Source organism: uncultured Pseudosulfitobacter sp., from assembly GCF_963976325.1.
Classification (GTDB): domain Bacteria; phylum Pseudomonadota; class Alphaproteobacteria; order Rhodobacterales; family Rhodobacteraceae; genus Pseudosulfitobacter.
The window spans coordinates 418,537-431,542 of sequence record NZ_CAXBJW010000002.1 but is presented as its reverse complement, the minus strand read 5'-3'; the positions used below and the strand labels follow the sequence as shown (position 1 = coordinate 431,542).

Below are 13,006 nucleotides of genomic sequence, written 5' to 3'. Positions count from 1 at the left end.
CAACTGTTCGATGGGGCTTCTGTGTGGCGACGCTTCGCGCTAAGGAACGCGCTATGACACAACATACAATCATCCGTCTTGGACATCAGGGCGACGGCATTGCCGAAGGCCCGGTTTTTGCCCCCCGCACATTGCCCGGCGAAGTGGTCAGTGGCACGCTGAACGACACGCAACTGACCGACGTGCGCATCGAAGCGCCGTCGGACGACCGCGTGGCAGCGCCCTGCCGCCATTACAAAAGCTGCGGCGGCTGCCAGTTGCAACACGCCAGCGATGCGCTGGTGGCCGATTTCAAGGCGGACGTGGTCAAGGCAGCCCTGTCCGCCCACCGTCTGGAAACCGACGTGCGCCCCACGCTGACCTCCCCCGCACAGTCGCGCAGACGGGCGACGTTTTCGGTGAAACGCACCAAAAAGGGCGCAACCGCAGGGTTTCATGGCCGCGCGTCTGGTACGATTGTCGAGGTGACAGATTGCCTGCTGGTCGACCCCGCGCTGTTGCCCGCGCTTGAGGTGGCCAAGGCGCTGGCGCTGGTCGGCTCCAGCCGCAAGGCCGAGATGTCGGTGGCCGCGACCCTGTCGGGCGAGGGGCTGGATATTTCGGTGCAGGGCGGCAAGCCGCTGGACGGGCCGTTGCGCGTGCAACTGGCGCAGGCGACTGAAACGCACGGGCTGTGCCGTCTGGCGTGGGACGGCGAAGTGATCGCGGCGCGCGGGCAGGCGTTCCAGACCTTTGGCGCGGCGCGGGTCGTGCCGCCGCCGGGCACGTTCTTGCAGGCCACCGTGCACGGCGAACATACCTTGCAGGCGCTGGTGATGGAAATTTGTGCAGGCGCCAGATCGGTGGCCGACCTGTTCGCGGGCTGCGGCACTTTCAGCTTTCCGTTGCTGACCCATGCCGAAGTGCACGCGGTCGAGGGCGATGCCGAAATGACGGCAGCACTGGCTGCTGGCTGGCGCGCTGCGGGCGGATTGCGCCCCCTGACAGCGCAGGCACGCGACCTGTTCCGCCGCCCCCTGTTGCCGGACGAGCTCAAGCGGTTTGACACCGTGGTCATTGACCCGCCGCGCGCAGGCGCTGCCGCTCAGGTCGCGCAGATCATCGAAAGCAACGTGAAAACCGTGGCCTATGTTTCGTGCAATCCGGTGACCTTTGCACGCGACACTGCGCAACTGGTTTCGGCGGGCTTTACGCTGGAATGGGTGCAGCCGGTGGACCAGTTCCGTTGGTCGTCTCACGTTGAACTGGTCGGCAAGTTGACGCGCCTGTGACCGTCTTTCCTGCGATAACGGCTTGGTGAACGCCCGGATTCAGTGTACCGATAAAACGCAGTAAATGGTAGCCTGACAACAGGCACACAAGGCAGGACGATTACGATGAAACGCAGGGCATTGATCCTTGGCGGCGTTGCGGCGGCGATTGTGCCCGCATGTACCCCCAGCAAATTCAAACGCTATAACGGCCCTGCCGTGACCTTTGTCGTGGTGAACAAATCACAACGCCAGATGTTCCTGTTGCACAAGGATCGCGTGCTGAAAGCCTATACCATTGATCTGGGTTTTGCCCCCATCGGCCACAAGTTCTTCGAAGGTGACGGCCGCACGCCCGAGGGCGTGTATCTGATCGACCGGCGCAACCCGAACAGCAAATTCCACCTGTCGGTTGGCATTTCCTATCCCAACGAAGTCGACCGCGCGGCCGCCGCGGCGCTGGGCAAGTCACCGGGCGGCGACATCTTTATTCACGGGAATTCCGAAAAGCGGAAAAAGGGCCAGAACGACTGGACCTGGGGCTGTATCGCGGTGACCGACAAGGAAATCGAAGACATTTACGCGATGGTCGGCGACGGCACGCCGATTCAGATCAACCCGTAAAACGGGCCACAGTGCGGCCGCGACGGGCCGTCAGGCCCGCCGCCGGTTTGGTTGATTATTCGCTGGTTTCCACAATCCCAGCCGCATCGTCAGACGATGCTGTGGTTTGATCCACACGCGCAGGCACGCGACGCGATGCTGCCGGGTTGGCCAGCGGCACGATTGCGGTGCTGTTGGGGTTGGCCATGACCATCGTCCACCAGATCTTGCCGTTGCTTTCCTGATACCAGGAAAATCCCATCTGGCTGGCGTCACGCGACAGGATGGTGCGGCGGGTGTCGGGCTGTTCCATCCAGGCGGCCAGTGTTTCCAGCTCTGATTCGTAGGTTTCCGAGATGTTTTCACCCACAAGACGCCCCGGGTAGCCCACGCGCTGCAAGCGGTCGATGGGCGACGAGCCGTCCGACCCAAAGTGCCAGGGGCGGTTTTGCGCCGACATGTCGCGCGAATGGGTCGCGGCGGCAGCATTCAGTTGCGGGTTCAGTTCGACAGCCGCAGCGCCTTGGGCCTGGCGCAGGGCGTTGACCGAATCAAGCATCCGGTATTGCAGCTTCGATGTGTCGCCCGCGCGGATGCGGTACATTTTCGGTGCCGGACTGCCGTCCGAGGTCAACGTCGGGGTTGACGGCGGAACGGCGCAGGCGCTTAGAACAAGGAAACCTGCCATAAGCAGGGTAAAGATACGGATCATGACAGGCTCCAGTCGATTGGTTTTGTGGTGAGATACAGTGCCACGCGTGGCAATTCAAACGCACATCGGCGTGAGCTTGCCGGATGACAGTTGTTTGAATTGCGACTGCGTCTTTCGCGCCATATATAAAAGGGCAAATGCAGTATCCGCACAACAGGAGGACATATAATGTCCAGCAAGCGTTTTGAATTCAACAACCGTCGCGCCTTTTTGGCAGGCTCTGCCGCGTTGCTTGCGACGCCCGCGCTTGCACAGGTTCCCGCCGGCCAGGCCGAGCGTGACCCGACACAATCGGTGCGCCGCAACATTTCCAGCTTTCGCACGCTGGACTGGCAGCCCTATTTTGACAACCTGAAAAACGGTGCGATTCTGGTCGATATCGACAGCCGCGCCGTGCACTTCTGGAACCAAGACCAATCGGTGTACAAATTGTACCCGTCCAGCGTTCCGCTGACCGATGACCTGACGCGTCGTGGTCGCACCAGTGTCGTGCAAAAAGTTGTCGGGCCAAGCTGGCGTCCGACACCGTCGATGTTGCAGCGCAACCCCGAATGGCCCGACTTTATCGGCCCCGGCCCCGATAACCCCTTGGGAACGCACGCTTTGTACCTGAGCTGGACGTATTACCGTATTCACGGAACGCACGACACGCGCAAAATTGGCCGTCGTTCGTCCAACGGATGCATCGGCCTGTACAACGAACATATTCAGGAATTGTTCGGCATGGCCAATGTGGGCACACAAGTGTTGCTAATTTGACGACATCCGATTGATTAGCGGCCTTTGTGCGGCAATGTGGGTTTGCAATCGACCTTATTTGCTGTTTACAACGGGATACGAGGTAAGTCTTGGGTGCGCGTCCGCACAATTGCTGGCGCGCTTTTTCTGGAGGTTAACATGAAAAAACTCGTTCTCGCCGCCGCTCTGACAGCTGCTGCAACTACCGCATTCGCCGGCGCTCCTGCCGATCCGATCATCGAAGCACCCGTCGTGGTTGAAGAAGCTACTTCTTCTTCTTCCGGCATCCTGCTGCCCCTGCTGCTTCTGGCACTGGTCGCTGCAGCTGTGTCCAACTAAGCGACGCTTCATACCAATAGAAAAGGCGGTGCTTCGGTACCGCCTTTTTTTATGTCCAACGCTATGTCAAAACCGGGATCACCCCCGGGTGGTGCCGGCCGGGCGGCTGACCTTAATCCAGCCAGCCGCGCAGGTTTTCCGCGATCACGTTAGACAGCGCCTGAATGTGCGCAGGCTCGTCATTCAGACATGGGATATAGGTGAAGCTTTCGCCGCCCGCGTGTTCAAAGCTTTCGTTGATCTCTTCGTTGATCTCTTCCAGCGTTTCGATGCAATCCGCCGAAAACGCAGGCGCGCAAACGGCGATGCGTTTCTTGCCCGCTTTGGCCTGCCGTGCGACCTCTTCCACGGTATAGGGTTGCAGCCATTCCTCGGGGCCGAATTTCGACTGGAAGGTGGTCATGATCTGGCTGTCGTCCCAGCCCAGCCGTTCCTTCAGCAGGCGCGTCGTTTTCTGGCATTGGCAGTGATATGGATCGCCTTGCATCAGATAGCGTTGCGGCACCCCGTGATAGGAACACAGCAGAATATCGGGCCGCTGGTCCGCCTGCGCATAGCCGCGTTCGATGGACTGGGCCAGCGCGTCGATGTAATCGGTGCGGTCGAAATAGGGCGGCACCGTGCGCGCGACCGGCTGCCAGGTTTCTTTCTGCAAGGCGCTGAAAAACGCATCGTTGGCGGTGGCCGACGTGGCGCCGGCATAGTGCGGATACAGCGGGAAAAACAGGATCTTGCGACAGCCCGCTTCGATCAACGCGCGCACCTTCGATTCGGTGGACGGATTGCCGTAGCGCATACAGTAATCGACCATGACCGCATCACCGTACCGCGCCTGCATCGCGTCCGCGATCTTGGCCGTCTGCGCCTTGGTGATGGTCAGCAGCGGGCTTTCGTTCGCATCCTCGTTCCAGATGGATTTATAGGCGGCGCCGGACGTGAAGGGCCGTTTTGTCAAAATCACCGTCTGCAACAGCGGTTGCCACAGCCACGGCGAATAGTCGATCACGCGGCGGTCGGACAGGAATTCGCCCAGGTAGCGGCGCATCGACCAATAGTCATAGCCATCCGGCGTGCCCAGATTGGCCAGCAGAATCCCGACACGCTCGGACGGGACGGCCGGGTGATCGGGTGCGGCGTGGGCAGGGCGTTGGGCGTTGGCTTTTGTATCGGGCATGACTGTTTCCGCTGTTCAGGTGTCCGAGACATAGAGGGTTTTGGCCCGAGTTCAATCAGGCAAGGGCCGCTCTGCGACATTGAGCGCATCCGCAAGCCGCTGTTGCGCCGACCCGGGGCGCAGGGCTTTGGGCTGGCTGGCGTCCGGTGCCCATCCGGCCAGAAACACCAGGTCGAATGTTGTACGTATTCGGCCCGTATCTGTACCAAACGCGGATTGATAGCGTGCGACCGCATCCATCATCACCGCCTTGCGGGTGGGTTTGCGCAGCCGTCCGGTCAGCGCGTTGGTTTCGCCCATGGCGCGCAGGTCGTGCATCAGGTGCAGGGGGGATTTATATTCCACCCGTTGCGTCAGCACATCCGCCACCGGCAGGGCAAAGCCTGCGCGTTGCAGCAACGCCCCCAGATCGCGCACCTCGCCCATCGGGGCGATGCGGGGGCTTAGCCCGCCGGTTTGCGCAACTTCGGCCTCGGCCAGACAGGCGCGCAATTCGTTCAGGGTTTGCCCGCCAAAGCACACGCCCAGAAACAGCCCGTCGGGTTTCAGCGCGCGCTGGCATTGGATCAACTGGCCCACCGGATCATTGGCCCAGTGCAGGCCCATCGCGTGAATCACCAGATCATGTGTGGCGGGTTGCAGGTCCAATGTTTCGCTATCGGAAACAATCGTGAGGCCTGGCGCAATGTTGTCCCAGAATTGGGGAAAACCAGTCACCACGGCAGCCTGCGTAAATGTCCTGTTAACCAGTTCCAGCCGATCCTGAATTTCGTCCCGCGCCGTCTGGTGCAGGAACATCGCATCGGCCCGCACGCGTTTGCGGTGTGCGGTCAGGGCGGCGGTGTCGGTCAAAGGAGCATGTGCGTTCATGGAGCTTAGATAGAATGGTTGCGACGCGGTTACAAACGGCCCTTTCCCTGATCTATCCGGCGCGGTGTCTGGGCTGCGGCGTGGTGGTGAATGACGACTTTGGCCTGTGCGGGATCTGCTGGCGGGACACGCCTTTTGTCGGCGGGGCGATCTGCGATTCGTGCGGGGGACCATTGCCGGGGCAACAGGGCGTGGATGTCGCGCATTGTGACGATTGTCTGCGCGATCCACCGCCGTGGGATCAGGGACGCGCGGCGCTGGTCTATCGCGATCGGGCGCGGGTTCTGGTGCTGAGCCTGAAACACGCGGACCGGCAAGAGGTCGTGGTGCCCGCATCGGGGTGGATGGCCCACGCGGTGCGCGACATCGTGACCCCGGATACATTGGTCGCCCCCATCCCGCTGCATTGGACGCGCATGTTGGCGCGGCGGTACAATCAGTCTGCCTTGTTGGCCGATGCGATGGCGAAGCGGTTAGAGCTGTCCTATTGTCCCGACCTTCTGGTTCGGATTCGCCGCACCCGAAGTCTGGACAAGCTGGACCGTACGCAGCGGCGCGCCGTGCTTGATGGGGTTTTGAAGCTTAACCCGAAGCGAGGGCACCGTATCGCGGCAGGTCGGCCGGTGATTTTGGTCGATGACGTGATGACCTCAGGCGCGACACTGGCCGAGGCGACGCGCGCCATTCGTGCGTCTGGTGCAGGGCGGGTGTGCGTGGTGACACTGGCGCGGGTGACCAAAGACACCTAGATATGGGGCAACTGACCCATATCGAGGATGCAACGATGAAACCTGTTGAAATTTACACCACGCCGATCTGCGGCTTTTGCCACCGCGCCAAGCAGTTGTTGAACCAGAAGGGCGTCGATTTTACCGAAGTCGACGTGATGGCCAACCCCGAGCGCAAGGCCGAGATGATGCAGCGTGCCAACGGGGGCCGCACCGTGCCGCAGATTTTTGTCGGCGACATGCATGTGGGTGGCTGTGACGACCTGTATGCGCTGGAGCGTCTGGGCAAGCTGGACGCGTTGCTGGCCGCCTGATGCAGGCCGCGCTGCTGCAACTGAACGTCGGGGATGATCCGGCGGCCAATCTGGCGCAGACCACAGCATTGCTGGGCGATGCTGTGGCTGCGGGCGCGCAGTTTGTGCTGACGCCCGAGGTGACCAACTGCATTTCGACGCGCCGCGCACACCAGCAAGAGGTGCTGCAAGACGAGGCGTCGGACATCACCTTGGCCGGGTTGCAGGCACAGGCGGCGGCGCATGGCATCTGGCTGTTGATCGGATCGCTTGCGGTCAAGACGGATGATGCCGACGGGCGCTTTGCCAACCGGCAGTTTCTGATCGGGCCGGATGGCGGAATTCGCGCGCGCTACGACAAGATCCATATGTTCGATGTGCAGATTGGCGAAGGCGAGACCTATCGCGAATCAGCGGGCTATCGGCCCGGCACGACGGCAGTTGTGGCCGACATGCCCGAATTTCGGCTGGGCATGGCCACCTGTTACGACATGCGCTTTGGCCATCTGTCGCGGGCATTGGTGCAGGCTGGGGCGCAGGTGTTGGTCTATCCGTCGGCATTTTCGCCGGTCACGGGGGCGGCACATTGGCACAGCCTGTTGCGGGCGCGTGCAATTGAAAGCGGCGCGTGGGTTCTGGCCCCTGCGCAGACCGGCACGCATCCGGCGACGTCGGGGCCGCAGCGCAGCACTTATGGGCATTCCCTTGTGATTGACCCGTGGGGCGATGTAGTAGTGGATGCAGGGACGGAGCCGGGTTTTTCGGTGTTCGATCTGGACATTAGCAAGGTCACGGACGCCCGCCGCCGCATTCCGGCGCTGGAAAACGCCCGTGAATTCGACGGACCATGAACAAAATGAACGCATGACCCAGGACAAGGACGCATTGGCCATCGCGCTGTTCAGCGAGGTTCTGGCGGCTGACCAGACGGTGCGCAATCGGCTGGGGCGGGTGCTGCCCAAGGGCATGGAAATTTCGCATTTCTCGGTGCTGAACAATCTGGCGTGGCACCACGGTGAACGCACGCCTGCACAACTGGCCGAGACGTTCAACGTGACGCGCGGGGCCATGACCAACACCCTGCGCAAGCTGCAATGGCAGGGATATGTGCACATCCGTCCCGACTGGGACGACGCACGGCGCAAGCTGGTGGCGATCAGCCCCGCCGGTGCACAGGCCCGCGATGCGGCGGTGTCGGCCATTGCGCCGCTGTTTCGCGATCTGGTCGACAAGGTCGGCGAGGAACAGGTGCGCGCGGCGATCCCGACGCTGCGCGAGTTGCGCAACCAGTTGGCGGATAAGGCTTAACGCGGTTTCAGGCTGGCCGTGACATAGTTCACGCTGAGATCACGATCCGACAGACGCCAGGCCCAGGTCAGCGGATTGAACACGAACCCCTGCCGGTCCACAGGGTCCAGCCCCGCGCGTTTCAGCAGATCGAACAATTCGTCCGGTGTAATGAACTTGGACCACTCATGGGTGCCCTTGGGCAGCCAGCGCATGATGTGTTCGGCCCCGATGATCGCCATCGCAAAGGATTTGGGATTGCGGTTCAGGGTCGAGCAGATGTGCAGCCCGCCCGGTTTCAGCAGTTCGCGGCAGGCGGTCAGATAGGCCAGCGGGTCGGACACGTGTTCGACGACCTCCATGTTCAGCACCGCGTCGAACTGTTCGCCCGCGGCGGCCATATCTTCGGCGGTGGTGTGGCGATAGTCGATGTCCAGCCCCGATTGTTGCGCATGAACCTGTGCCACGGGAATGTTGCCCGCCGCGGCATCGGCGCCCACCACGTCGGCCCCCAGCCGCGCCATCGGTTCGGCCAGCAGCCCACCGCCACAGCCGATGTCCAGAATACGCAGGCCTGCAAAGGCGTCGGGTGCGTTCAGGTCGCGGTCGAATTCGGCGGCGATCTGGCTGGTGATATAGTCCAGACGGCAGGGGTTCAGCATGTGCAGCGGCTTGAATTTGCCCGTCGGGTCCCACCATTCAGCGGCCATCGCCTCGAATTTGGCGACTTCTGCGGGGTCTACGGTGCCCTGATGCGCTTGCATTCTGCTCTCCATATGCTCAATTGTTCCTTGCACCCTATATAGGACGGTCATGGACAAGTACCCGGATCAAAAGCGCGCAGTGCAATATCTTTACCCGCCGGTCGATCCGTTCGACCAGCGGATGATGGATGTGGGCGACGGGCACAAGATTTATGTCGAACAGTGCGGCAATCCGTCAGGGATTCCTGTCGTGGTGCTGCACGGTGGCCCCGGTGGCGGATGCAGTCCCGCGATGCGGCGGTATTTCGATCCTGCGGTGTTCCGCGTGGTGTTGTTTGACCAGCGCGGCTGCGGGCGGTCGCGGCCCCATGCGGTGATCGAGAACAACACGACATGGCATCTGGTCCACGACATCGAGATGATCCGCGAGGCGCTGGGCATCGACGCGTGGATCGCCTTTGGCGGCAGTTGGGGGGCGACGCTGGCGCTGATCTATGCGCAGACCCACCCCGACCGCGTGCGCGAACTGGTGTTGCGTGGCGTGTTCACCATGACCAAGGCCGAGATCGACTGGTTCTATGGCGGAGGTGCCGGCAAGTTCTGGCCCGAGGTCTGGGCGCGTTTTGTCGGCCTGATCCCCGAGGACGAGCGCGGCGATCTGGTGGCGGCCTATCACAAGCGGCTGTTCAGCGGCGACCGGATCGAAGAAACCAAATACGGGCGCGCCTGGGCGTCGTGGGAAAACGCGCTGGCGTCGATCCACAGCAACGGTATGGGTGGCGAAGCACCGGGCGAATATGCGCGGGCGTTCTCGCGGCTTGAGAATCACTATTTCATCAATGGGGGGTTTTTAGAGTTTGACGGGCAGATTCTGGCGAACATGGACCGGATTGCCGATATTCCGGGCACCGTGGTGCAGGGCCGCTATGACATGATCTGCCCGCCCGACAGCGCCTATGCCATTGTGCAACGCTGGCCGCGTGGCACGTTGAAGATGGTACGCAATGCGGGCCATGCGCTGTCTGAACCGGGGATCAGTTCGGAGCTGGTGCGGACGATGGACCGGATCGCCATGACGGAGCAGCGGCGATGAAACGGATGGACCGTCGTGCCTTGTTTGCGTCGGGTGCTGCTGCGGCTTTGCTGGCGGCGACCGGCGTTCAGGCGCAGGTTTTGCCGCGTTCGGGCGGGCGCTTGCGGGCGGCCTTGTCCGGTGCGTCGCGTGACGACGGGTGGGATCTGGCCCCCGGCGGGCTGTTCATGCTGGCGGCCCAGCACACGGTGTTCGAGGCGCTGACCGAAGTGGCCGCCGATGGCAGCCTGCGCGGGGCGTTGGCGACAGGTTGGCAAGGGGCCGATGGTGGCCGCGTCTGGGGTTTCGATCTGCGGGCGGGTGTCCGGTTTCACGATGGCACACCGCTGCGCGCGCAGGATGTTGTGGCCAGTCTGGCCGATCAGGTGGACGGCACGGTGCGGGCCGAAGGTGCGGGGCGCGTTGTTGTGCACCTGAACCACGCGCAGGCCGATCTGCCCTATGTGCTGTCCGGCGCGTTGATCCGCCCCGCTGACCCTGACGCGCGGGCGCAGGGTGTGGGCACCGGCCTGTACCGCGTTCAGAAATTCGACGCGGGTCGCCAGTTTATCGGTGCGCGGGTCAGCGATCATTACAAGAACAACCGTGCCGGTTGGTTCGATACGGTCGAGTTCGTGTCGATCCCGGCGCAAGAGGTCCGCGCCGAGGCATTGCGCGCAGGTCTGGTGGATGCCGCCGACGTGACCAGCCGCGATGCGCTGGCCGATGACCGTGCGTTCATGCACCTGCCCGACGCCGCCCGATGCCAGCAGATCGTGCACCGCGACATCGGCGTTCCGGCGGAAATCGGCACACGGCACGCGCTGGACGATCTGCGTATGGCGGAACGGTGGTGGCGGGTGTAGGCCAAGGGGGCTTGTAGTTGCAGGCCCGTCGGCGTATATGCCCTGTAACAGCGGCGCGCTGGGGTCCAAACCCGACGCTCCACCGAGAAAGAGCAACGGGCCGCGCGCCCGTTTTTTTTGTGTCTGCTAGAATCTGCTTGGAAGTAACCACGTGACTGTAAATGACCTGATTGCCAAAGCCGCCATCGACCGCCGCATGGCCGAGATCATCACTCCGGTGATCGAGGATCTGGGGTTCGAGTTGGTGCGCGTCCGCCTGATGAGCGGCAAGGAATCGATTTTGCAGATCATGGCCGAACGTCCCGATGGCGGGATCGAGGTGGATGATCTGGCCGAAATCTCGACCGCCGTCAGCGCCACGCTGGACGTCGAAGACCCGATTCTGGATGCCTATACGCTGGAAGTGTCCAGCCCCGGCATCGACCGTCCGCTGACCCGTCTTAAGGACTTTGCGACCTTCGAGGGTTACGAGGCGAAGCTGGAAACAGACGAGCTGATCGACGGCCGTCGCCGGTTCAAGGGCGAGCTGGCCGGTGTCGAGGATGACGAGGTGTTGATCAACATCGAAGAGGGCACGATCGGCCTGAAGTTCGAATGGCTCAGCGATGCCAAACTGGTGCTGACCGACGACCTGATCAAAGAGATGCTGCGCCAGCGCAAACAGGCCGGTGTTCTGAACGAAGACGCATTTGACGATATTGAGACCGAAGGGTCCGATGAGGAGAAAGACTGATGGCAATTACATCTGCAAACCAGCTTGAGCTGCTGCAAACCGCCGAGGCTGTTGCGCGCGAAAAGATGATCGACCCCGGTCTGGTGATCGAGGCGATGGAAGAGAGCCTCGCCCGGGCCGCCAAAAGCCGCTATGGCGCAGAGATGGACATTCGTGTCGCCATCGACCGCAAGACCGGTCGCGCCACGTTCACCCGCGTGCGCACCGTGGTTTCCGAGGACGAGCTGGAAAACTATCAGGCCGAGTTCACCGTCGAGCAGGCCAAGCAGTATATGGCCGACCCCAAGATCGGTGACACATTCGTCGAAGAAGTGCCGCCCGTGGAAATGGGCCGGATCGCCGCGCAGTCGGCCAAGCAGGTGATCCTGCAAAAGGTCCGCGAAGCCGAGCGTGACCGCCAGTACGAAGAGTTCAAGGACCGCGCAGGCACGATCATCAACGGTCTGGTCAAGCGCGAGGAATACGGCAACGTCATCGTCGATGTAGGCGCGGGCGAAGCAATTCTGCGTCGCAACGAGAAGATCGGCCGCGAAAGCTATCGCCCGAACGACCGTATCCGCGTTTACATCAAGGACGTGCGCCGCGAACAGCGCGGCCCGCAGATTTTCCTGTCGCGCACAGCGCCGGAATTCATGGCCGAGCTGTTCAAGATGGAAGTGCCCGAGATTTATGACGGCATCATCGAGATCAAGGCCGTGGCCCGTGACCCCGGTTCGCGCGCCAAGATTGCCGTGATCAGCTATGACAACTCGATCGACCCTGTCGGTGCCTGCGTCGGTATGCGCGGCAGCCGGGTTCAGGCCGTCGTGAACGAGCTTCAGGGCGAAAAGATCGACATTATCCCGTGGAACGACGACCAGCCCACGTTCCTGGTGAACGCGCTGCAACCGGCCGAAGTGACCAAGGTTGTTCTGGACGAAGAAGCGGGCAAGATCGAAGTGGTTGTTCCCGAGGAACAACTGTCGCTGGCGATTGGCCGTCGTGGTCAGAACGTGCGTCTGGCGTCGCAGCTGACCGGTCTGGACATCGACATCATGACCGAAGCCGAAGAATCGGCGCGTCGTCAGGCCGAATTCGAAGTCCGCACCAAGCTGTTCATGGACAATCTGGATCTGGACGAATTCTTTGCCCAGCTTCTGGTTGCCGAAGGGTTCACCAGCCTGGAAGAAGTCGCCTATGTCGAGCAGGACGAACTGCTGGTCATCGACGGTGTCGATTCCGATACGGCCAAGGAACTGCAAGCCCGTGCCCAAGACGTGCTGGCCGAGCAGAACAAAGCAGCCCTTGCCGCCGCCCGCGAACTGGGCGTCGAGGACAGCCTGGTTGAATTCGAGGGTCTGACACCCCAAATGATCGAGGCACTGGCCAAGGACGACGTCAAAACGCTGGAAGACTTTGCAACCTGCGCTGACTGGGAACTGGCCGGCGGCTGGACCACGGTGAACGGCGAGCGCGTCAAGGACGACGGCGTGCTGGAGCCCTTCGACATCAGCCTGGAAGAAGCGCAGACCATGATCATGACCGCGCGCGTTCTGCTGGGCTGGGTTGACCCGACCGAGTTGGAAACAGATGAAGATCTGGAAGACGACGAGGACGGCGAAGCGACGGAGGAGGCCGAGGCCTGATCGCGGGCTTCG

Annotated in this window: 15 protein-coding genes and 1 pseudogene; 12 read left to right on the top strand and 4 right to left on the bottom strand. The window is 61.9% G+C overall.

Annotated elements, in window-relative coordinates:
• Window positions 1-53: 53 nt before the first annotated feature.
• Both AAC077_RS09315 and AAC077_RS09310 read left to right on the top strand, forming a co-directional pair.
• Window positions 54-1,271, top strand: a complete 1,218-nt coding sequence (locus AAC077_RS09315; protein ID WP_339768801.1) for a class I SAM-dependent RNA methyltransferase — start codon at window positions 54-56, stop codon at window positions 1,269-1,271.
• Between the two features lie 105 nt (window positions 1,272-1,376).
• Entirely contained in the window at window positions 1,377-1,874 is a 498-nt protein-coding gene (locus AAC077_RS09310; RefSeq protein ID WP_339768799.1) for a L,D-transpeptidase family protein, read from the top strand.
• Between the two features lie 184 nt (window positions 1,875-2,058).
• Here the strand turns inward: AAC077_RS09310 and AAC077_RS09305 are convergent.
• Window positions 2,059-2,565, bottom strand: a pseudogene (locus AAC077_RS09305) (CAP domain-containing protein); the annotation flags it as partial.
• A gap of 168 nt (window positions 2,566-2,733) precedes the next feature.
• On the opposite strand from AAC077_RS09305, the gene AAC077_RS09300 reads away from it, so the two are divergent.
• On the top strand, window positions 2,734-3,324 hold the full coding sequence (locus tag AAC077_RS09300; RefSeq protein ID WP_339768797.1) for a L,D-transpeptidase: 591 nt from the start codon (window positions 2,734-2,736) through the stop codon (window positions 3,322-3,324).
• Between the two features lie 138 nt (window positions 3,325-3,462).
• Window positions 3,463-3,642: a hypothetical protein gene (locus AAC077_RS09295; RefSeq protein WP_339768795.1), complete on the top strand. Its 180-nt coding sequence runs from the start codon at window positions 3,463-3,465 to the stop codon at window positions 3,640-3,642.
• Window positions 3,643-3,754: 112 nt separating this feature from the next.
• On the opposite strand, the gene hemH is transcribed toward AAC077_RS09295, so the two are convergent.
• Both hemH and AAC077_RS09285 read right to left on the bottom strand, forming a co-directional pair.
• Window positions 3,755-4,816: a ferrochelatase gene (gene hemH, locus AAC077_RS09290; RefSeq protein ID WP_339768793.1), complete on the bottom strand. Its 1,062-nt coding sequence runs from the start codon at window positions 4,814-4,816 to the stop codon at window positions 3,755-3,757.
• Window positions 4,817-4,867: 51 nt separating this feature from the next.
• On the bottom strand, window positions 4,868-5,686 hold the full coding sequence (locus AAC077_RS09285; protein ID WP_339768791.1) for a methyltransferase domain-containing protein: 819 nt from the start codon (window positions 5,684-5,686) through the stop codon (window positions 4,868-4,870).
• A gap of 14 nt (window positions 5,687-5,700) precedes the next feature.
• Here AAC077_RS09285 and AAC077_RS09280 point away from each other — a divergent pair, with 14 nt between their 5' ends.
• Genes AAC077_RS09280 through AAC077_RS09265 form a run of 4 tightly spaced genes read left to right on the top strand, consistent with a single transcriptional unit; the run spans window position 5,701 to window position 8,015 of the window.
• Window positions 5,701-6,435, top strand: coding sequence for a ComF family protein (locus AAC077_RS09280; RefSeq protein WP_339768789.1), 735 nt, complete (start codon window positions 5,701-5,703; stop codon window positions 6,433-6,435).
• Between the two features lie 35 nt (window positions 6,436-6,470).
• Window positions 6,471-6,728 carry a glutaredoxin 3 gene (grxC, locus tag AAC077_RS09275; protein WP_339768788.1) on the top strand — a complete coding sequence of 86 codons (258 nt, stop codon included), beginning with the start codon at window positions 6,471-6,473 and terminating at the stop codon, window positions 6,726-6,728.
• Window positions 6,728-7,558, top strand: coding sequence for a carbon-nitrogen hydrolase family protein (locus AAC077_RS09270; RefSeq protein WP_339768787.1), 831 nt, complete (start codon window positions 6,728-6,730; stop codon window positions 7,556-7,558). The genes grxC and AAC077_RS09270 overlap by 1 nt, the downstream gene beginning before the upstream one ends.
• 13 nt (window positions 7,559-7,571) lie before the next feature.
• On the top strand, window positions 7,572-8,015 hold the full coding sequence (locus tag AAC077_RS09265; RefSeq protein WP_339768785.1) for a MarR family transcriptional regulator: 444 nt from the start codon (window positions 7,572-7,574) through the stop codon (window positions 8,013-8,015).
• Here AAC077_RS09265 and ubiG read toward each other — a convergent pair.
• Window positions 8,012-8,758, bottom strand: coding sequence for a bifunctional 2-polyprenyl-6-hydroxyphenol methylase/3-demethylubiquinol 3-O-methyltransferase UbiG (gene ubiG, locus AAC077_RS09260; protein ID WP_339768783.1), 747 nt, complete (start codon window positions 8,756-8,758; stop codon window positions 8,012-8,014). The genes AAC077_RS09265 and ubiG overlap by 4 nt on opposite strands.
• 49 nt (window positions 8,759-8,807) lie before the next feature.
• On the opposite strand from ubiG, the gene pip reads away from it, so the two are divergent.
• The 4 genes from pip to nusA all read left to right on the top strand — a co-directional run bounded on the left by pip (window position 8,808) and on the right by nusA (window position 12,994).
• Entirely contained in the window at window positions 8,808-9,791 is a 984-nt protein-coding gene (pip, locus tag AAC077_RS09255) for a prolyl aminopeptidase (RefSeq protein WP_339768781.1), read from the top strand.
• Complete coding sequence (locus AAC077_RS09250; RefSeq protein WP_339768780.1) at window positions 9,788-10,636, top strand: ABC transporter substrate-binding protein; 849 nt, start codon at window positions 9,788-9,790, stop codon at window positions 10,634-10,636. Before pip ends, AAC077_RS09250 begins: the two co-directional genes overlap by 4 nt.
• A 151-nt stretch (window positions 10,637-10,787) precedes the next feature.
• Complete coding sequence (rimP, locus tag AAC077_RS09245) at window positions 10,788-11,369, top strand: ribosome maturation factor RimP (protein ID WP_339768778.1); 582 nt, start codon at window positions 10,788-10,790, stop codon at window positions 11,367-11,369.
• Complete coding sequence (gene nusA / locus AAC077_RS09240) at window positions 11,369-12,994, top strand: transcription termination factor NusA (RefSeq protein ID WP_339768777.1); 1,626 nt, start codon at window positions 11,369-11,371, stop codon at window positions 12,992-12,994. Before rimP ends, nusA begins: the two co-directional genes overlap by 1 nt.
• The last annotated feature ends 12 nt before the right edge of the window (window positions 12,995-13,006 follow it).

What these genes read in the sequence shown, in the direction of transcription:
- AAC077_RS09315 (WP_339768801.1), top strand. Translation starts at nt 54, where the DNA reads ATGACACAACATACAATCATCCGTCTTGGACATCAGGGCGACGGCATT.
- AAC077_RS09310 (WP_339768799.1), top strand. Translation starts at nt 1,377, where the DNA reads ATGAAACGCAGGGCATTGATCCTTGGCGGCGTTGCGGCGGCGATTGTG.
- AAC077_RS09300 (WP_339768797.1), top strand. Translation starts at nt 2,734, where the DNA reads ATGTCCAGCAAGCGTTTTGAATTCAACAACCGTCGCGCCTTTTTGGCA.
- AAC077_RS09295 (WP_339768795.1), top strand. Translation starts at nt 3,463, where the DNA reads ATGAAAAAACTCGTTCTCGCCGCCGCTCTGACAGCTGCTGCAACTACC.
- hemH (WP_339768793.1), bottom strand. Translation starts at nt 4,816, where the DNA reads ATGCCCGATACAAAAGCCAACGCCCAACGCCCTGCCCACGCCGCACCC.
- AAC077_RS09285 (WP_339768791.1), bottom strand. Translation starts at nt 5,686, where the DNA reads ATGAACGCACATGCTCCTTTGACCGACACCGCCGCCCTGACCGCACAC.
- AAC077_RS09280 (WP_339768789.1), top strand. Translation starts at nt 5,701, where the DNA reads ATGGTTGCGACGCGGTTACAAACGGCCCTTTCCCTGATCTATCCGGCG.
- grxC (WP_339768788.1), top strand. Translation starts at nt 6,471, where the DNA reads ATGAAACCTGTTGAAATTTACACCACGCCGATCTGCGGCTTTTGCCAC.
- AAC077_RS09270 (WP_339768787.1), top strand. Translation starts at nt 6,728, where the DNA reads ATGCAGGCCGCGCTGCTGCAACTGAACGTCGGGGATGATCCGGCGGCC.
- AAC077_RS09265 (WP_339768785.1), top strand. Translation starts at nt 7,572, where the DNA reads ATGACCCAGGACAAGGACGCATTGGCCATCGCGCTGTTCAGCGAGGTT.
- ubiG (WP_339768783.1), bottom strand. Translation starts at nt 8,758, where the DNA reads ATGCAAGCGCATCAGGGCACCGTAGACCCCGCAGAAGTCGCCAAATTC.
- pip (WP_339768781.1), top strand. Translation starts at nt 8,808, where the DNA reads ATGGACAAGTACCCGGATCAAAAGCGCGCAGTGCAATATCTTTACCCG.
- AAC077_RS09250 (WP_339768780.1), top strand. Translation starts at nt 9,788, where the DNA reads ATGAAACGGATGGACCGTCGTGCCTTGTTTGCGTCGGGTGCTGCTGCG.
- nusA (WP_339768777.1), top strand. Translation starts at nt 11,369, where the DNA reads ATGGCAATTACATCTGCAAACCAGCTTGAGCTGCTGCAAACCGCCGAG.